Annotated in this window: 16 protein-coding genes and 1 pseudogene; all 17 read right to left on the bottom strand. The window is 46.8% G+C overall.

Going from position 1 to position 19,971, the window contains the following annotated elements; all coding sequences use genetic code 11:
- Positions 1-73 precede the first annotated feature (73 nt).
- Positions 74-2,512: a homocysteine S-methyltransferase family protein gene (locus tag ABFV83_RS04540; RefSeq protein ID WP_349947755.1), complete on the bottom strand. Its 2,439-nt coding sequence runs from the start codon at positions 2,510-2,512 to the stop codon at positions 74-76.
- A gap of 27 nt (positions 2,513-2,539) precedes the next feature.
- Complete coding sequence (locus ABFV83_RS04535; RefSeq protein ID WP_349947754.1) at positions 2,540-3,184, bottom strand: vitamin B12 dependent-methionine synthase activation domain-containing protein; 645 nt, start codon at positions 3,182-3,184, stop codon at positions 2,540-2,542.
- A gap of 71 nt (positions 3,185-3,255) precedes the next feature.
- Positions 3,256-3,762 (bottom strand): annotated as a pseudogene (locus ABFV83_RS04530) (methylenetetrahydrofolate reductase); the annotation flags it as partial.
- Positions 3,763-3,890: 128 nt separating this feature from the next.
- A complete protein-coding gene (locus ABFV83_RS04525; RefSeq protein ID WP_349947753.1) occupies positions 3,891-4,988 on the bottom strand; it encodes a hypothetical protein in 1,098 nt (365 codons plus the stop codon).
- Positions 4,989-5,003: 15 nt separating this feature from the next.
- On the bottom strand, positions 5,004-5,330 hold the full coding sequence (locus tag ABFV83_RS04520) for a hypothetical protein (RefSeq protein WP_349947752.1): 327 nt from the start codon (positions 5,328-5,330) through the stop codon (positions 5,004-5,006).
- 169 nt (positions 5,331-5,499) lie between these two features.
- The gene (gene ftsZ / locus ABFV83_RS04515) at positions 5,500-6,834 is read right to left on the bottom strand and encodes a cell division protein FtsZ (RefSeq protein WP_349947751.1); all 1,335 of its coding nucleotides are present in this window, start codon (positions 6,832-6,834) and stop codon (positions 5,500-5,502) included.
- A gap of 121 nt (positions 6,835-6,955) precedes the next feature.
- Complete coding sequence (locus ABFV83_RS04510) at positions 6,956-7,681, bottom strand: cell division protein FtsQ (RefSeq protein ID WP_349947750.1); 726 nt, start codon at positions 7,679-7,681, stop codon at positions 6,956-6,958.
- Positions 7,678-8,928, bottom strand: a complete 1,251-nt coding sequence (gene murA, locus ABFV83_RS04505) for a UDP-N-acetylglucosamine 1-carboxyvinyltransferase (RefSeq protein WP_349947749.1) — start codon at positions 8,926-8,928, stop codon at positions 7,678-7,680. The genes ABFV83_RS04510 and murA overlap by 4 nt, the downstream gene beginning before the upstream one ends.
- A 68-nt stretch (positions 8,929-8,996) precedes the next feature.
- On the bottom strand, positions 8,997-10,148 hold the full coding sequence (locus ABFV83_RS04500; protein ID WP_349947748.1) for an FtsW/RodA/SpoVE family cell cycle protein: 1,152 nt from the start codon (positions 10,146-10,148) through the stop codon (positions 8,997-8,999).
- 186 nt (positions 10,149-10,334) lie between these two features.
- The gene (gene murD, locus ABFV83_RS04495) at positions 10,335-11,678 is read right to left on the bottom strand and encodes a UDP-N-acetylmuramoyl-L-alanine--D-glutamate ligase (protein ID WP_349947747.1); all 1,344 of its coding nucleotides are present in this window, start codon (positions 11,676-11,678) and stop codon (positions 10,335-10,337) included.
- A gap of 12 nt (positions 11,679-11,690) precedes the next feature.
- The gene (gene mraY / locus ABFV83_RS04490; protein WP_349947746.1) at positions 11,691-12,659 is read right to left on the bottom strand and encodes a phospho-N-acetylmuramoyl-pentapeptide-transferase; all 969 of its coding nucleotides are present in this window, start codon (positions 12,657-12,659) and stop codon (positions 11,691-11,693) included.
- Between the two features lie 75 nt (positions 12,660-12,734).
- Positions 12,735-14,495 (bottom strand): penicillin-binding transpeptidase domain-containing protein, encoded by a 1,761-nt coding sequence (locus ABFV83_RS04485; RefSeq protein ID WP_349947745.1) that lies wholly within the window; start codon positions 14,493-14,495, stop codon positions 12,735-12,737.
- 74 nt (positions 14,496-14,569) lie between these two features.
- The gene (locus tag ABFV83_RS04480; protein WP_349947744.1) at positions 14,570-16,726 is read right to left on the bottom strand and encodes a penicillin-binding transpeptidase domain-containing protein; all 2,157 of its coding nucleotides are present in this window, start codon (positions 16,724-16,726) and stop codon (positions 14,570-14,572) included.
- A 40-nt stretch (positions 16,727-16,766) separates the two neighbouring features.
- Entirely contained in the window at positions 16,767-17,249 is a 483-nt protein-coding gene (locus ABFV83_RS04475) for a cell division protein FtsL (RefSeq protein WP_349947743.1), read from the bottom strand.
- A 174-nt stretch (positions 17,250-17,423) separates the two neighbouring features.
- Positions 17,424-18,362, bottom strand: a complete 939-nt coding sequence (rsmH, locus tag ABFV83_RS04470; protein ID WP_349947742.1) for a 16S rRNA (cytosine(1402)-N(4))-methyltransferase RsmH — start codon at positions 18,360-18,362, stop codon at positions 17,424-17,426.
- On the bottom strand, positions 18,359-18,784 hold the full coding sequence (gene mraZ / locus ABFV83_RS04465; protein WP_349947741.1) for a division/cell wall cluster transcriptional repressor MraZ: 426 nt from the start codon (positions 18,782-18,784) through the stop codon (positions 18,359-18,361). Before mraZ ends, rsmH begins: the two co-directional genes overlap by 4 nt.
- Before the next feature lie 267 nt (positions 18,785-19,051).
- Positions 19,052-19,969 (bottom strand): ABC transporter permease, encoded by a 918-nt coding sequence (locus ABFV83_RS04460; protein ID WP_349947740.1) that lies wholly within the window; start codon positions 19,967-19,969, stop codon positions 19,052-19,054.
- Between the last annotated feature and the right edge of the window lie 2 nt (positions 19,970-19,971).

Raw genomic sequence — 19,971 nt, 5'->3', positions numbered from 1 at the left:
GTGGCCTGTTTCGCACTACTCATTGCTTTCGTGGATATTATACCATTCATTCTATATTTGTCAATGAGACGGCTTATTTTGTCTGAAAAATTCCCTCTGCATAGTTTACTGAAGCCATGGCATCCCGGCAATACTGGTCGGCGCCAATGGTCTTTGCATATCCTTCTGTAAGTACCGCGCCTCCTACCATTACCTTTACAAAAGGAGCGGTCTCATTGAGCTGCCTGATGGTCTCTTCCATGCTGGGAACTGTGGTGGTCATGAGGGCGCTTAGGCCTACCAGTTTTACTTCATCCTTTACCGCTGTTTCCACGATTTTTTCCGGCGGAACGTCCTTTCCTAAGTCAATGACATCATAACCATAGTTTTCCAGAAGGACCTTAACAATATTCTTTCCGATATCATGAATATCTCCCTTGACCGTAGCCAGGATGATCTTTCCTTTTTTCTCCTGAGCCACGCCGCCCTCAGCCATTTTCTCCTTTATAACCTCAAAGGCTGCCTTTGCCGCTTCCGCACTCATAAGAAGCTGGGGAAGGAATACCGTTCCATTTTCAAAGCCTTTTCCCACCCGGTCCAGGGCCGGGATCATTTCCCCGTTTATTATAACTAAAGGCTCCTGGTCCCTTAAGAGTTCTGTCACTGCCGTATATGCCCGGTCCTTTAGGCCTTTTGCAATGCTTTCCGACAGAGTCATCTCACCTCCGGAAGTACCTCCTGCCAGGGAAGAGTTTCCCTGCCTCACTGTTTCACCGAGAGTGGCTACCTGGCCGCTGTAGACTGAGATATAACCGCTGCACTGAGGGTCCAGATCCGCAAGAGTCCGAAAGCTGTAGTAGGAACGCATCATTGCTTCTGAATTGGGGTTTATGATAGCTGCGCTTAAGCCATTTTGAAGGGCCATTGTAAAAAATGCGGCATTGATGATTTCCCTCTGGGGCAGCCCGAAGGAAATGTTGGACACACCCAGTATGGTTCTGCCTCCCAGTTCATCCCGGACACGTCTTAAGGTTTCAAGGGTGGTCAGTGCCCCTCTGCTGTCGGAGCTGACAGTCATGCAGAGGGCATCTATAATAATGTCTTTTTTCTCAATTCCATATTCTGCGGCCTTATCATAGATTTTCTTTGCAACGGTGATCCTGCCTTCTGCAGTTTCCGGAATGCCGTCTTCATCAAGGGCCAGGGCGACCACAACGCCTCCATACCGTTTTACCAGAGGGAAAACGGCCTCCATCACTTCCTTTTTCCCGTTTACGGAATTAATCAGAGGTTTTCCGTTATAAACCCTCATTGCCCGTTCCATTGCCTCTGTATTGGAGGTATCGATCTGAAGGGGCAGGTCAATGATGCTCTGAAGCTCCCTTATCACTTCCACCATCATGGAAGGCTCATCAATTTCCGGAAGTCCTACATTCACATCCAGGACGTGTGCTCCATTGTCCTGCTGGGCCACTCCCTCTCTGAGAATGTATTCCAGGTTATGATCCCTAAGCGCCTGTTTAAATTTGGATTTTCCCGTTGGATTGATCCTCTCCCCGATGATGACCGGGTCATTGTCAATTACAACCGCCTGTGCATAGGAAGATATCACGGTACGGTTTTTCTTTTCCGGCAGCCTTACAGGGAAATTCCTGCAAAGAGCCACTGTTTTCTCTATGTGCTCCGGCGTGGTTCCGCAGCAGCCGCCGATCACACAGGCTCCTTCCTCTGCAATTTCCTTCATGGCAGCCGCAAACTCTCCTGCATCGATATCATATACCGTTTTCCCGCCTTCGCTTCTTGGAAGTCCTGCATTGGGATTCACAATAACCGGTATGGAAACCACCTTCATGATATCCGTTAATATGCCCTTCATCTGCACCGGGCCCAGGCCGCAGTTTATGCCCAGGGCGTCAACTCCCAGGCCCTCTAAAAGGGCAACCGTGGATTCAACATTTCCTCCGGTCAAAAGCTTTCCCTTATCATCAAAGATCATGGTCACGAACACGGGAAGGCTGCTGTTTTCCTTTGCAGCCAGCACAGCAGCCTTTGCCTCATAGCTGTCGCTCATGGTCTCAATGAGCACCAGGTCCGCTCCCTCCCGTTCCCCGATTTTAACTACCTGGGAAAACATCTCATAGGCATCCTCAAAGTCTAAATCTCCCAGAGGCTTTAAAAGCTTTCCCGTAGGGCCTAGATCAAGGGCAATATACCCCTTTTCCTTTCCGGCCGGATAAGAAGCTGTCTCCACCGCTTTTCTGGCATTCTGCAACGCTGCGGTCACCACCTCTTCCAGATCAAATTCCGCACCTTTATGGAATTTCAGCCCATTGGCTCCAAAGGTATTGGTCTTTATGATGTCCGCACCTGCTTCCAGATAATCACGGTGAAGTTTCGTTATAATATCCGGCTGTTTCACGTTCCAGGTTTCCGGCAGTTCTCCCGGCTCAAGGCCGCTGGCCTGTAAAAGGCTTCCTGTTCCTCCGTCAAAAAATACCATCCTCTTTTTTATCTCTTCTAAAATCCCTGCCATACATTCCTCCATCTGCGTTCGTATCTTTTAATCTCTCCGGTATGCACAGTCCGTTTTTCCACAGGATTCACATCCCTTTATCTCACAGCGGTAAGGCTGTCCGCTGACACCCATCACCGCGGTAACGGACTTTGACGGAGTCATGAGAAGGCTGTCCGTCAGCATGATACCGATCCTTTTGGGCGTTTCCAAAACTGCTGTAATATCCTTCTGGCACTCTAAGGGAAAATCTCCATAGCCCGGGCTGAATCTGGGCCTTAAGTACAGCTTCCTGTCCTCATACTCCTTCTTCAGCTTCCGGTTCTCTTCATCACAATATTCCTCAATCACGGCGGTAGCTGCCGCCTGCATGGTGACCGCCTTGCTCATCTGCAGTTTTGTATACTTATGCAAAAGCACATCCACCCTTGCGCCTAAAGTGGCAGCAAATAAGATCACCTGTTCACAATCCTGTAAATTCCGGCTTAAGTTCCGGCTTCTTGTCTTAAATACGGTAAAATCGATCCAGTCATCAGAAAGCAGCTTAAGGGGATATACCCGGCTTATGCTTTTTGGTGATGCTGCAGCCGTAAGCTCCCTGATACATTCCTCGATCAGGGCATTTACGGCTTCATCTCCTTCATTTTTCCCGTATCCCAGATATCTCCGGATCTCCCTTCGGCTGATTTCCATTGCTGTTCCTCCGTTTTCTCATTTTAAATGGGTCCGTTCCTTTTAAAAGGAGCGGACCCTGGTTAAAAGGAATCACAGCCTGCTTCCACCTTTTGCTTTAAGTAATCCATATCAATGGTCTTGCTGGTGGATTCCACATGACCTTCCGGATAGCAGGCTGCGCCAATGCAGAAATCTCCCGCTTCCTTTATCTCCCTGATCAGCTCAGAGGCATAGTGGTATTCTCTTTTAGCAGGAACACCGGTAGGCATATCTCCCCTTAGAGCCAGCACATTTTCAATTCCAGCGGCTTTCAGCTCTCCAAGGACCTGGTGTACCTTTTCTTTGGTGGAGGATACACAGGTCAGATGGGCCAGAGCCGTCACATGATGCTGGTGATGCAGGGTAGAGGCAATATCAACGGTATACTGGCTGGTTCCTCCGCCTGCCCCGTAAGTGACGCTCATGAAAGCAGGTTTCAGCTTTGCGATCTCTGCCGCAGCCTGTTCCAGGGACTCATACTTATCCTCTGTTTTAGGAGGAAACACTTCAAAGGATAGGGTTGGCTTTCCCTGGCTCAATATATCTTTTATTTTCATGCGGCCTGTCTCCTATCTTTCGTTTCATTCCTACTGCCACGTACTTTGGGCATAAAGGGATACCTGAAGGGTATCTCTTTTTTATTTAACACTTTACCACAAAAAACTACGCCCCGCAACCTGCCCTTTTACGTTTCCTGGTTTTCCATTACCTGAGGATTACTGTAAGAAACGTAAATCCTGACCCCATCTTTGGTAAGATAAAGGTTGATATCAAACAGCCCTTCCGTAATGAATGCTCCATCTTCCTGCCATTCTCCTGTCCCGGCCTGCTCCATAATGGCCGGAATGCTGCTTTCTTCCTGAGGAATTCCTGCCTCTGCTTCCACGAGCCTTAAGAACTCTTCTAAAAATACAAGGGAATTTTCCCGGTCTTTCAGGGAAGAGATATAATCATGAAGTTCTCCGGTAGCAGTGTCATAATTGACATCCACATACTGGTATACGTAATTATCATCGCCTGTATCCAGCTGGCTGGTTACTTCATCCTCAAAAGAGAAACTTTCTACGGTCTCATAATAGGATATAGGACCGTCCTCTTCTTCAAACATGTAATTGTCAGAATAAACAGCTCCCTCTTCTATTTCATAGCCATAGTTTGTTTCATAAAAAAACTGTCCCATGGAAGCTGCGACCTGCCTTCCGTCAACCGGAAAATGGACATAACCGGTACAAGGTTCTCCGGAAGCCTTTACTTCCTCTTCTTCAAGCTCAGTGAAACCGGAATCATCGTATGGGACCGCAGTCTCATAATTGCTGTAATTGCTCTTTTCCTCTACGAACCGGGCCAGGCTTCCAATAACTCTTGGTATGCCATTTAAAACAACCATCACAGTAATGAACCCTGCCAGAGGTGCCAGGGGATTCCTCCTCTTTTTTGCCTGGCCTGGCTGGGAAGGCATGGAAGGATTTTGGCCCGAGGCGGGCGGGGCGGTTGTTCTCCCCTCCTGACGCATGGGGGCTGCCGGCCTCTGAGGCACATTCATCTGCCTGGCCGGCCCCCGCGGGTTCCCTTTTTGCTGATTTCCCTGCACATTCCCTTTCTGCTGGTTTCCCGGTCCAGCCGGTTTGGGAAAATCACGGCTGTTTTCATAAGACGGGCGTCTCTCATTCAAATAATAATCTAAGTTCCACAAAAGGGGCTGGCGGATTACCCTCCTGCACCGTGGACAGTAATTTACCTCATTCACCGGAAGATCACATACCGGACAAATCTTTTTCATCATCCCAAATTCCTCCTTTTATCCCAGCACCAGATGAGCCACTGCAATCTCATCATCCTCTCTGAATCCCTGGGCACAAACCTGTATATCATAAACATATTTCTCCTGAAGGCCGGTAATGAAAGCAATTTCAGTAATGTTTTTTCCTTCCTGAGCAAGCGCCAGTACCTGATGAACATCTGCGATTGTCTTTTTTAACAATTCATCGGATTGACCGGAAGGCTCTAGGCCGGAGGCCTGACTGTCTGATTCTGTAATAAAGTCTTCCAAAGACAAGCTTCTTTCATTTTCCCCGCTGTTATAATAATCCTCCGAGATCTCCCAATCCAGTTCTTTCTCTGACATTCTGCCACTCCTTTCATCTTTCCTGCCCATGCTTTCTGGGCATATAGGTATACCCGCAGGGTGTTTCATCTTTCCTGCCCATGTTTTTTTGCATATAGGTATACCCGTATAGTGTTCCAAAAACAGGCAGGTTCATCGGAACCTGCCTGATTATGTAATCTGATAAGTTTTATCTTTTATTCCTTAAAAAATCCGGAATATTGATCTGAACTTCCTTATTCACAGTTGGACGATAAGGCTGTCCGCCTCCCTGGGAAGCACCCTGACCATTATTCTGGCCCGCATAATTTGGCTTCGTATAGTTTCCTGCGTTTCCTGCTCCATAGCTCTGGTTATTATAGCCGCTGTTATTATTAGGATAATTCTGATTGCTGTAAGCTGGATTGGAATAGTTTGGATTCCCGTAATTAGGATTATAATTCTGGTTATATCCAGGGGTTGCTGCAGTTGCGGCTGCCTCCTGATTCACGGCCTGGGTCTGAGGTGCTGCTTTCGGCTGTTTAAAGTTTGGATTGGAAAAATTCGTCATAACCTTGGATACCGGAGTCTCAGACTGCATGTCCAGCCCGGTGGCGATCACGGTAATGCTGGCTTCATCATGAGCATTCTCATCATACATTGCACCAAAGATGATATTGGCTTCATCTCCTGCCATCTCCTGAACGTAGCTGGCCGCTTCATTGGCCTCAACCAGGCTGATATCACCGGAAATGTTAATGATGACGTGAGTAGCACCCTCAATGGTAGTCTCAAGCAATGGACTGGAAACCGCCTGCTTCACAGCCTCCAAAGCCTTCTCATCACCTTTTGCCTTGCCGATACCGATATGGGCGATGCCCTTATCCGTCATGACTGTCTGAACATCGGCAAAGTCCAGGTTAATAAGTCCAGGTACATTAATCAGATCGGTAATTCCCTGTACGGCCTGCTGAAGGACTTCATCTGCCTTCTTTAATGCATCCGGCATGGTAGTACGTCTGTCCACGATTTCCAGAAGACGGTCATTAGGGATTACGATTAATGTATCTACGCTTTCTTTTAAACGCTCAATACCTGCAACGGCATTGCTCATACGGGTTCTTGCTTCAAAGCGGAAAGGCTTTGTTACAACACCCACAGTGAGAATTCCCATATCTTTTGCGATCTTAGCTACAACAGGAGCAGCTCCGGTACCGGTACCGCCTCCCATTCCGCAGGTAACGAATACCATATCCGCACCCTTCATGGTCTGAGCCAGCTCGTCCGCATTCTCCTCTGCCGCTTTTTCACCGATCTCCGGCTTGGCACCTGCACCAAGACCTTTGGTCAGTTTCTCTCCGATCTGCATGGCTGTAGGAGCCTTGCAAAACTGCAGGGCCTGCTTGTCCGTGTTGATTCCCAGAAATTCCACACCAGCTATATTCTCATCAATCATGCGGTTAACCGCATTATTTCCGGCACCGCCTACACCGATTACCAGAATTCTTGCGGCATTGTCCGCCTCATTTATCTTAATCTCTAACAAGATTATATCCTCCTTTAACCATAAACAGCTTACTCTATAAACCTAATTAATATAATATTTGATTTCGTCGAAAATATCAACCACTTTTTAAACAAAATTCCAAGCAAATTATGTAAATTCATTAATCTTTCACAAATCGATAGGATGTGACTGTTTCCGCCTCATCATACGTATCCAGATAAAGGGTTCCTGATAAACCTCCCAAAACAGGAAGCTGGTCCTTTAATTCAGAGATTTTTTCATCCATCTGGTTATTGCTTCCAAGGAAAACCCGGATATCTCCCATCACAAGTGTGGCATCTCCCCGGGAATCATACCGGATCTCGTCAACAAGAATTTCTTTTGTTGACAAAACGTCGGTCAGGTTCAGTATTTCACTAAAAATCTTTTCCTTTTCCACCGGCAGGGGCTGGTGAAGGGCTATATGCCCGAACTGCAGACCCGTAATCCACGGAACTCCCTCAAGCTTTCCGTTGGAGCTCTCCACAATGATTCCATCCTTGTCAAAATACATATAGCTGCCCATATAGGAAACATAGCCTACCACAGACTTCTCATAAACGATCACCTCAACTTTCACCGGGCTCTGGAATACGATTTTATAATCTTCCACAAAGGGGATCTGTTCATGCTTCTTAAAACGATCCTTGTAGAGACAAAAAACCGCATTCCGGTCCCATCCGTCCTTAAATAAAATATTAACGATTTGCTCCGATGTGTATTTTTTATTACCGGACACCGTAATATCCCTGATCTGCAGCGACAAAAAAATGACAATTCCAAGAAAGATCACGGCGGCTGCGATTCCAAATTTAATTTTTCTTCTGCTTCTTTTTAAATCTTTCATTCCATCCCTCTGATTGCTGCGCCCAGACTGCTCAAGTCACGGCAAATGTCTTCATATCCCCGTTCAATATGATGGCACTCATGAATCTCAGTCAAACCCTCACATGCAAGCCCCGCAACCACCAGGGCCGCGCCTCCCCGCAAGTCCGTAGCCGTAACCCGGTTTCCCTTCAGAGGATAAAGCCCATGTATGTCGGCCCGCTTTCCTTTTATTATAATATCAGCTCCAAGCTTATGCAACTCCTTTGCAGTCCCAAACCGGCCCTCAAAGATAGTTTCTTTTATCCTGCCCGTACCTTTTGACGATGCCATGACTGCCATTAACTGGGATTGGAGGTCCGTAGGAAATCCCGGATAGGGTTCCGTCATAACATCCACGCAGTCGGGACGGCCGATCATGGATACCTCAACCATGTTATCATACCGCTTCAGCGACCCGCCCATTTTTTCGGCAAGAGAGAAGGCAGACGTTAAATGACCTGGCTGGATTCCCTGTATTACAATATTCCCCTCAGCTGCCATGACAGCCATTAAATAAGTTCCTGCAACAATCCGGTCTCCTGCCACAGTAAATTCCGAATCACAAAGCTCCCTTACGCCTGTGACTGCCAGCCTGGAAGTACCGGTTCCATGTATTTTAGCCCCCATGTTGTTTAAAAATTCACATAGAGTGATGATCTCCGGCTCCTTAGCCGCCCCATGGATGACGGTCACCCCATGGGCGTATACGGCTGCCATCAGAGCATTTTCCGTAGCTCCCACGCTGGGGAAAGGAAAATAAATATCGGCGCCCATCAATCGATTTGCGGACGCCAAGAGCTTATCCCCCTCCTCCTCGATGCTTGCACCAAGTTTCCGAAAGGCAGACAAGTGCAGGTCAATGGGGCGCTCTCCTATGGAACACCCACCAGGAAAGCTGGTGACCGCATTGCCGGTTCTTCCAAGCAACGGACCAGAGAGCATGATAGAAGAACGCATGCTTTTTATATACTCCTCCGGTATTTCCGCTTGTGTCAAATCCCTCGCGTCAATTGTCAAAGAATGGCCGTCAAAGCTGCATATACAACCAATATGCTCAAGTATCCCCAGCATACAGAACACATCCTGTATCCTGGGGACATTATGAATCACTGTTGTACCTTTATGGAGAACCGCTGCTGCCATCATGGGCAGAACAGCATTTTTGGAACCCTGAATTTTTATCTCACCTTTTAAGGATCGTAACCCCTGGACCTGTATGACTGACAATCCGGTACCTCCCATGGCTTCTTATATACTATCCTATGTTAAAAGTGAGAGAATGTTTTCACATCCCATTATTTTTCCAGCTTTATCTGGTTAGAAACACTTAAGACTATGCCCATCTCCATCATCAGAAAAAGGACTGAGGTACCTCCATAGCTGATAAACGGAAGGGTAATACCGGTATTGGGTATGGTATTGGTTACAACTGCAATATTTAAGATAACCTGTATGGCAATATGTCCCATGACGCCTACAACCAGCAAAGCCCCAAATAAATCCGGCGCATTATCGGCAATGAGCATGAACCGGTAAATCATAAAGAGGAATATCAGGATCACGGAAACTGCTCCAAAAAGACCAAGTTCTTCACAGATAATGGAAAAAATCATATCGTTCTGTGCCTCCGGCACAAATCCCATCTTTTGTATGCTCTCTCCCAAGCCTCTGCCCACCAGGCCGCCGGAGCCTATGGCATAAAGGCCCTGAAGCACCTGATAGCCTCCGGTGGAGGGATAAGCCTCCGGCTCCAGCCATACCAGGATACGGCTCAGCTGGTAATCATGAAGGATATTAAGCTTTTCCAGTACAGTAGCCATCGGTCCGGCAAAAGCCAGCAGGCCTACACCTGCAAAACCGCAGGCAAAAAACGGCCATTTCTTTTTGCATGCCACAAACAGCATGACAAAAGCGATTCCAACGATAATGATTCCGGAACTTAGGTTATTTGCGGCCACGATTCCCGCTATGGGAAGAGTCGTCACAATCACCAGAAGTACGCCGTTTCTCGTATTAATATTCCTTCCCATCTGGACGATTAAAACCGCCAGCATGACAATAAGGGCAATTTTTACAAATTCCGTAGGCTGAAAAGAAAGGCTTCCCACTCCCAGCCATCTTCTCTTTCCGTTTACCTTACGCCCAAACAGGGATACGGCAATCATAAGAACATAAGAAAGAGCGTAAGCAAATACAGCGAACCTGGCATACCAATGGTAATCCAGTTTGGATATCACAATCATGATAACAAAGCCCGCCAGGGCTATCTTGGCCTGCCTCATCATGAAAAAAGCGGCGTCATCGAATTTAAGCTGGGCTGCGTAAGAGCTGGCGCTGTAAATCATGACCAAACCAAAAACAGACAGAAATATTACAGTAAACAAAAGACTGTAATCATAAAAACGGCGCGGTTTATTTTTTTTCCTCACTGGCCTTTTTTCTGCCATATCATTCCTCCTCGCCAACTGCTATTCATTCATATCATCCGCCATGCCATTCATAATTTGGCAAAAAAGCGCCGCCAAATTATTCATGACGGGCATTCGCCCTATAGAAACATATGTAAAATTTTTGCTTTGTGAGCAAGCTCCCACGCATAAATTTTACATATGTTTCTGCATGGCTCATTGCTTCTACAAACTTCGGACGCACTCCTTGAAGATTTCGCCGCGCTCTTCATAGCACTTAAACATCCCCCAGCTGGCACAGGCCGGTGACAGGAGTACATGATCGCCTCTGTTGGCATAAGAAGCGCAGACTTTTACCGCCTCCTGCATATCCTCCGCATACATCACGTTGGTAAAACCATGTCTGGCCGCACACTCGGCGATCTTTTCCCTGGTCTGCCCCAGAAGCACCATATACTTCACCTTGCCGTCAAAAGACTGGATCCACTCATCATACTGGGAATTCTTATCGTAGCCCCCTGCAATGAGCAGCGTAGGCCCTGGCATGGCTTTTATTGCCTGGATCGCTGCATCGGTATTGGTTCCCTTGGAATCATTGTAATATTTTACTCCGGCCTTTTCCGCAACAAATTCAATTCGATGCTCCACTGCCTTGAATTCCCGGATTACCTGACTGATGATCTCCATGGGCACTCCCATTTCAGCAGAGATAGCGGCTGCAGCCATGATGTTCTCATGGTTATGACGGCCCAGGAGCTGTATCTCGTGAATGTCTGCGATCTCTGTTCTCTCGCCCTCATGGTTTCGGATAATCCTGTCCCCATCCATGCAGTAGCCCTCTTCTAATATCTGGCAGCTGCTGAAATAGATCACCTTGGGTTTGATGGTTTTTCCAAACTCACGCAAAACAGGATCGTCATAATTTAATATACAAACATCCCGGGGACTCTGATTTGATGTGATGCTTTCTTTTACTTTTATGTAACATTCCATGGTTTTATGACGATCTAAGTGGTCCGGCGTTATGTTAAGAATCCCGCTCACATCCGGCCGGAAGTCTGTGATCGTCTCCAGCTGAAAGCTGCTGACCTCTGCAACCGTTACCGAATTATCAGTTGTCTTTGGTGCTTCCTCTGTATATGGAACTCCAATGTTGCCCACCACAAATACCTGTTCATAGAATGCCTTCATGATTTCCCCTGTAAGGGTTGTAGTGGTTGTCTTACCATTGGTTCCCGTAATTGCTGCCAGCTTTCCTCTGGCATGGTGGTAAGCCAGCTGAATCTCACTCCAGACCGGGATATCCGCTTCCTTAAGGACAGCCACAAAGGGGGCATCTAAGGAAATACCAGGGCTTATGATGCATAAGCTTACGCCTGTAAGGTCTTCCTTTTTAAGTTCCCCCAATAAAACTGAAATCCTTCCCTCATCAAACTGATGAAGCAGCTCATCCTTTTTAAGGGCAGCATTGCTGTCATAAAGAATTACTTCACCGCCCGTTTTAAGAATCAGCCTGGATGCGGCGATGCCGCTTTTTCCGCTGCCGGCAACTAATATTTTCTGATTCATATGGTTTCTCTCCTATAATCCAAGGTATGCAAGCATGCAAAGAACCGCAGTCACGATTGCAAACACAGCTACTACCCGTGTTTCCGACCAGCCGCTAAGCTCAAAGTGGTGGTGGATGGGGGCCATCTTAAAAAACCTCTTTCCGCCTGTTCTCTTAAAGTATGTCACCTGAATGATGACGGATAATACTTCCATCATATAAATAAAACCGATAATGGCAAGGAAGATCGGTATCTGCATCATAAAGGCGCTGGAAGCAACGAATCCTCCAAGCCCTAAGGAACCGGTGTCCCCCATAAATACTTTGGCAGGATAAACGTTAAACAGCAGAAATCCCAAAAGACTTCCCACAACAGCTCCGGTAATAGGACTGATGCCGGTATTTTCCCCGATAGAAACCACAGTCAGGAAGGTCGCCACCAGAATGGTCACGCTGGTGCAAAGGCCATCAAGGCCATCGGTAAAATTCACACCATTATCAGTCCCTATTACAAGAAAAAATACCGCCGGTACAAATAGTATTCCCAATTTCAGATACAGCCCTTTTTCAAAACCTCCGGTAAAGGGAATCAGCATTCCCGTTCCAACGTCCTTTGAATGCAGCAGATAATAGGCAAAGATGCCTGTAATGATTAACTGCCCTGCCATCTTTTGAACAGGCGTAAGCCCCTCTGACCGCTTCATCACGATCTTAATGTAATCATCAAGGAACCCAACGATACCAAATCCAACTGTCACAAAAAGCACAGGAATGATCTTCGGATATTCCCTCACATAGAACAGCGACGTAATGATAATGCTGGTCAATATGATAAGCCCTCCCATGGTGGGAGTACCCTGCTTTTTCAAATGGCTTTCAGGCCCTTCCTTGCGGACCTCCTGGCCAAATTTTAACCTGTGAAGAAATGGTATTACAATGGGACACAGCATGGCGCTGATGGCAAATGCTATGATGATTGCCAGAATCGTTTCGTTAATCATGTCACACCTCAATATTTTATGTATTTGTATTTCAAAAGTACACAGTAAGTAGTATACGTCTTTTTGCCTGAATAATCAACCATAGATTCGAAACGCAGAAACAGTTTTTTCCTCGGTTGGCTCTATTCCCAGGTATGGAAGAATATTCTTAAAAATGTCGGCAATCACCGGTGCTGCGATGGTTCCGCCGTAATAAATCCCCTGAGGTTCATCTATGGTAATGAGGGCAATCACCTGAGGATTATCCGCCGGCGCAAAGCCTATAAAGGATGAAATGTACTTTTTCAGACTTCTTGGAAGTTTTTCGGAGGTGGCTGTTTTTCCTCCCACCCGATAGCCGTCGACCTGCGCCCTTTTTCCGCTTCCCTCTGCCACAACCTGTTCCAGGATGTAGCGCATGGTTTCGCTGGTTTCCGGAGACAGGATCCCTTCTTTTACCGGATAGGTAAAGTTATGGACCGAAGCTCCGTCGGTGCTCACTGACTTCACTCCAAAATGGGGCGTGACCCGGTTTCCGCCATTTACTATGGCAGAAGCGGTTGTGATCAACTGCATGGGAGTAATCTGAAAGGACTGGCCAAAAGAAACGGTTGCCAGCTCCACAAGCCCCATATCGTCTTTTTTATGCATGATGGTGGACGCTTCACCTGGCAGGTCGATCCCGGTTTTTCCCTTTAAGCCAAACTGCTCAAAATATTTATAATAATTATCCACGCCAAGGCGCTGTCCTACGTCAATCAAAACAGGGTTGCAGGAATTCATCATGCCCTGGAGAAAGTTTTCCGAGCCATGGCCTCCCACTTTGTGACACCTGATTTTACGGTCCTCCACGACCCGGAAACCCGGACAGGAAAAATGATCTTCAAGCTTCACTACTCCGCATTCCAGCCCCGCGGCCGCGGTAACGATCTTAAAGGTGGAGCCTGGTTCATAGGTGTCGTTAATACAGGGATTTCTCCACATTTTGTTTAGCATATCCTGCTTTTCTTTGTCAGATGCGGGAACTCCGGCGTCTGCACTTAGTGTAAACGGATCATTTAAATTAAATTCAGGTGCATTGACCATTGCCATAATCTCCCCATTTTGAGGATTCATAACAATAATCGACACTCTTTTCGCGCCCTTTTTCTCCAGAACCTGATAAGCGGCCTGCTCGCAATACCGCTGGATATTAACATCCAGGCTGATATATAAATCCTGCCCTGCCACAGGCTCGATCCTGTCTTCCGCCGCATTTTCAATTTCGATTCCGGCTGCGTCGGACATGGTCAGGATTTTTCCGTTAAGGCCCTTTAAATATTGTTCGTATTTTACCTCCAGACCGATGATTCCCTGATTATCTCCGCCCGTAAAGCCAAGAACCGTGGAAGCAAGGGTGTCATAGGGATAATAACGCTTGTAATCCTCATCCACCTTTACGCCTTCCAGATGGTAGGACCGGATCAAATCTCCCATAGCCTTGTCTACATTGGTCTTAATAATTTCCCTTGAACTGTACTTTTCTACCTTTTTCCGAACTTCCTCCTCCGGAAGACCCAGCTCCTTAGAAAGAACTGCCACAACCTCATCCTTTTTTCTGACCTGGTTGTGTATGACCGATATGGTGCACACCGTCCGGTTGGTGGCGATGACAGTTCCATTGGCATCAATGATATTTCCCCTGGCGGCTTTTATGGTCCTTTCCCGTTCATGAAGGTCTAATGCCATGGCACTGTAATGTTCAGAACGAAAGATCATTAGAAAAATAAGCCGCCCCATAAGTCCTGTCATGGCAAGAAATAACAGGAAAAACAGGATGGCTATTTTTTCTCTGTGATGTGTCTTATTTGAACTCATGCACTGCTCCATCACCATTATTTCTACAGTATATGAATTTCAGGACTTTTTATGAGTTCTTTAAAAAAAGTTCCTTATTGGGCCGTGGTCTCTTCGCTCGGAAGTGCGGCCGGAAGATTGGAGCCGCCATCCCCTTCTTCCCTGTTGACATATTCTTCCGAAGGGTTTAAATACTCATCAGGAATCGGCTTTCCATCTTCCATGGTAGGGACCTGCCCTGTGGTTTCTTCTGTGCCTGTTTCTTCTGCCCCGGCTTCTTCCTGGGAAGAGTTTTCTGTTTCACTTGTTATGCCTTCCTGCTCAGGAAGCTTTGCCGTATCCTCCGGCGATGGTGAGTCCCCTGCATCTGTATCCGGGAACACATTTATATAAGGAAGAATCTCATTCATAATCTTCTGGAAAATCTGGCTGGCATAGGTACTGTGAGGCTGATCCTCCACATGAGGCTCATCAACCACAACGTAAACTAAAACCTGAGGATTGTCTGATGGAGCATAGCCGCAGAAGGATACCACGTAATTGGTCTTATCACGGGGGATCTTCTCCGCAGTACCGGTTTTCCCGGCAACCTTATATCCCTCCACCTTTGCTGCTCCTCCCGTTCCGCCCTGTGCATTAACGGTCTTAAACAACGCTTCATTGATGAATTTGGTGGTTGATTCCGATACCGTTTCCCTGACAAGGACCGGCTCTGCCTTTTTAATGACAGAACCCTGTTCGTTAAGGATCTGTCTCACTACATGGGGTTCATAATAGGAGCCTCCGTTGATCACGGAGCAATAGGCGGCAGCCATCTGGATCATGGTGGTGCTGAAGTTTTGTCCAAAGGCGTTGGTCACAAGATCCGTAGGCCCAGCCGTGTCCAGGGTGTAGACAAGAGTCTTGTTATCTGCTTCACCAGGCAGATCGATCCCGGTTTTGGAGCCGAAGCCGAAAATCTGCTGATACTTATAGAATTTTTCTTTTCCCATCTGCTGGGCAATCCGCATCATGACCACGTTGCAGGATTTCATCAGACCTTCCTCAGCAGTGATAAGGCCATGTCCATACCTGCTGACACAGTTGATCTTATGTCCTCCCACCTCAAGGAACTTATTGCACTCATAGGTTTCATTTCCGGTAATGGCCCCTTCTTCCAGGGCTGCGGATATGGTAAAGATCTTTTCTGTTGACCCCGGCTCAAATCCATCGCTTATGCAGAAATTACGCCAGGTCTGGTTCCATGCCACCTGGGTACCCAGGGACATGATCTCTTCGTTTGTATAGTGCTCTGAAACGTTTGCTTCCGTTAAAGGCTGGGCCTCCTTATTCTTTCTCTTGTAATCGTCCATGGCTTCCTTGATCCCAAGCTGGCGCAGCACATCATCGGTGTACTCCGGCCTTAAGGTTCTTGGATTGTTTAAATCAAATGCCTTGTCATTTGCCATGGCCAGGACCTCGCCGTTATTGGGATCCATAACGATTACGCCTACCCGTTTGCTTCCTGTATTCTGTTCCCACTCATTAATATATTTTTCAACGATCTTCTGTATGTTGACATCTATGGTGGAAACCACAGTGTTGCCGTTAGCAGCCGGTTTTATGACTCTTTCTAAATTGGAGTCGTCATTTAAATATCCGTATTCCCTTCCGTTGGTTCCCATAAGGGTCGTATTATAAAACTGCTCGATCCCTCCTGTCCCATCCATGCCGTCACCGTTGGCAAAGCCAATAACGTTGCAGCCCATGGAATTATAGGGATACACCCTTTTATACTCATCCTCAAACCAGATTCCCTTAATGGACTTCCCGCTTTTTTTCAGTGCAGCCGATTGCTCTGCCTTGTACTTTTCATACTTTTGTTTATCGTCATAAGCCAGCTGCTTTGCATAGCGCACATACTGCTTATCTTTTTTTTCCTGTATCAGATTCATGATTTCCGTCCGGTCATAGCCAAAGCATTCCACCAGGGCCGTTACTGTTGGTTCCAGATAGGAATCCTGATTCGACATGATCTGTTTGGGATCCAGGATCAAATTGTACACCTTTTGGCTGGTAGCCAGGTAGGTTCCGTTACGATCCATGATGTCCCCGCGCTTAAAAGGAATGGTGCGGCTGTCGTATTCCTGCTGGGACAGCACAATCTGGTTGTAATCTTCCTTTTTGTTTGTCATCAGATTATAAAGCGTCATAACTAATGCAAACAAAGCCAGCGTAATTACCAGAACAGTAATCGCCAGCTTTTCCTGCATATAACGGGGAAACACCTTACTCTTTTTACTCCTGTTTTTTTTAGTGCTTCGGGATATCCTCATTCTGTCTTACATACTCACTTTCCGTCTTATCATAGTGAAGGATCTGGTCCTTATTCGCATAGACCATACCAAGTTCCTCAGTAGCCACTTTATACACATGATCCAAATCGACGGAAGTATTGATGTTCATTTCCAATGCATCATTTTCAGTTTTCAAATGTTCCAGTTCTGCTTCTAAAAGCTCAACGCCATGAATGCTGGCGGTAATAGAGGATTGCAAATGCAGATAATTCACGCACAGGCAGAGGGTGCAGACTGCGGCAATGGTCAGCATGATCACATAAGGCAGATCCATCTGCAAGGCTTTTTCACGGTTTCTTCTGACTTGATGGTTTACTGATGGACGACGCTTTTCTTCTGGTGTACGGACCGGCACCGGCGCCGGCATGGCTTTACGGACAGTATTACCCTGTACGTAAGCAGAGCTCCCATAGGAACGCACATTCTTTCTTGCAGCCACTCTCTCTTCCTCCCTTGTCAAGCGGATATTCGCAATCCGCTCCACTACTTGGTCATAACCTCATAGCTGCTATCGCAGCTTATCAGAAGGGGCTTGCACCCCTTCTGATACAAGTAAGTCCTCACCCACCACTTATGCTTTTCCAGCATTGAAGCAGGGACTTACTGGATGAGGTTAAATTCGTTCAAATACCCGAAGTTTCGAACTCTTTGAACGTTTATTTTCTTCAATTTCTTCTTCCGATGGTACAATGGGTTTTCTTGTAATCACTTTGCCCTTGCTCTTTTTTCCGCAGACGCAGACCGGAAAATTGGTCGGACAAGTGCATGGATTCTCATTGATCTTAAATCTGGTTTTCACGATCCTGTCTTCCAGGGAATGAAAGGTGATAATAGACAGCCGTCCTCCCGGGTTTAACAGATCGATCATGGTATCAAGGGACTTCATTAAAACTTCCAGTTCCTTATTCAGTTCGATCCGTATGGCCTGGAATGTCCGCTTGGAAGGATGTCCCCCCACAGCCCTCACCTTTGCCGGAATCGCTCCTTTAATGATCTCCGTCAGTTCCCCTGTTGTCCCGATAGGCTTTATCTGCCTTTCCCTTACAATGTGCTTTGCAATATTCTTTGCAAACTTATCTTCTCCGTAATCTCTTATGATCCGGTATAAGTCAAATTCACTGTAGGTATTGATGATATCGGCTGCCGTCTGTTCATTCCTCTGATCCATACGCATGTCCAAAGGCGCATCATCTTCCCTGTAGGTAAATCCTCTTTCCGGCATGTCAAGCTGGTAAGAGGATACCCCCAGGTCCAGGTAAATTCCGTCCACTCTTTCAATTCCTAAATCCTTTAATACTGTCTGTATATTTTCGTAATTGCTTCTTACGACCGTCACCTTATCTTCATAAGCCTTCAGCCGTTCTGTGGCCGCCTGAATCGCAGCCTCATCCTGATCAATTCCGATTAATCTTCCGTAAGTTCCAAGGCGCCTGCACACTTCCAAAGCGTGTCCGCCTCCTCCCAGCGTTCCATCTACATAGATTCCGTCTGGTTTAACATTCAGGCTGTCAATGGTCTCATAAAGCAGCACTGACTTGTGTTCAAACATCATATACCAAGTCCTTCCATAGCTTCCGCGATTTCTTCCATATCTTCATAGGTATTGGCTGCTATCCATGCATCCTTGCTCCAGATTTCAATACGGCTTCCCACTCCTACAAGAACCGCATCCTTTTCAATTCCCGCATGTTCCCTTAATACTGCCGGAAGCAGGATTCTTCCCTGCTTATCCACTTCACAGGAGCTGGCTCCGGCCAGAAAGAATCTGGAAAACTTTCTGGCATTGGTGTTGGTCAGCGGCAGGCTTTTCAATTTATTTTCAAGGGCAGTCCATTCTTCATTATCATACACAAATAAACAGCCATCCAGACCCTTCGTCACAACGAATTCTTCTCCAAGCTGCTCTCTGAACTTCGACGGGACAATGAGGCGCCCCTTTGCATCGACTGTATGATTGTATTCACCCATGAACATACCAATCACCTGCTTGTACAGCGGTAGAGTTTTGGACCACTATCCCACCATTTTCTACCACTTTACACCACTTTCCTCCACTTATGGTTTAATTCTAGTACATTTACAGTGAAATAGCAAGAACAATTTCGAAGAATTTTAATTTGATTTGGCTTTCATGTAACTGCGGATGGCTGTTTTTTTCGGGATTTCCATATAATGGAAAAAAGGCATCCTCTGAGGCAGTGAGCGGTAACACACTGATCAGGGAATGCCTTTTTTTCACTATTAATTTTCTTTGCTGTATGCAACTCCCAGCTTAGCCGGTACATTAAAGTTTCTTCTTGAAACGGTCAGTATAATGGTCAGCAGATAGGGCATGGCAATGAATAATTCATTGGGGAAGTAGCTTCCTCCCCCCACTGACTGCATATAAATGGCGATGGCCTCCGTAAGTCCGAATACCACGGTTCCTGCAACAGCTCCTTTGGGATTCCAGTTGCCCAAAAAGCATATGGCAAATGCGATCCAGCCGCGGCCGCCAATGATATTTGTGGTGAACATTCCCAAATATCCTACGGAATAAAATGCACCTGCAATTCCTCCCATAACTCCTGCCAGCAGGACAGTAAAAAACCGTACCGCATTTACATTGATGCCGGCCACATCCACTGCCTCCGGATTTTCCCCGGTAGAACGGATGGTCAGGCCAAAGGAAGTCTTAAACAAAAGGAAATAGGCTGCCGGGATGAGCAGATATACCACATAAGTCAATATATTCTGCTGGAAAAACACCGGGCCCATAACAGGGATTTTACTGAGAAGGGGAATGGCTATCTCAGGCAATGGGCTGATTTTAAGGGGCGCGGTGGGGACTCCGAACAACACTCTCTGTAAATAGGTACAGATTCCGGCTGCCAACACATTAATGGCCGTGCCTGTTACAACCTGGTGCTGCTTCAGATAAATACAAACCACGCCATATACGGCTGCCGCAACAAGTCCTGAAAGGATGGCGGCAAGGATTCCGATAAATGCACTGCCGGTCAAATAGGTTCCCACAAATCCACCCCAGGCTCCCATAAGGAAGATCCCTTCGATGGCGGTAACCATCATGCCTGAACGCTCCGCTATGACTTCCGCAATGGAACCAAACAACAGGGGCGTACTCATCATCAGTGCACGTTTTAATAAGCTTATGATCATAA

This window comes from Lacrimispora sp. BS-2 (genome assembly GCF_040207125.1).
In the GTDB taxonomy this organism is placed as follows: Bacteria; Bacillota; Clostridia; order Lachnospirales; family Lachnospiraceae; genus Lacrimispora.
The sequence above is the reverse complement of the archived record's forward strand: the minus strand, read 5'-3'. Positions and strand labels throughout refer to the sequence as shown.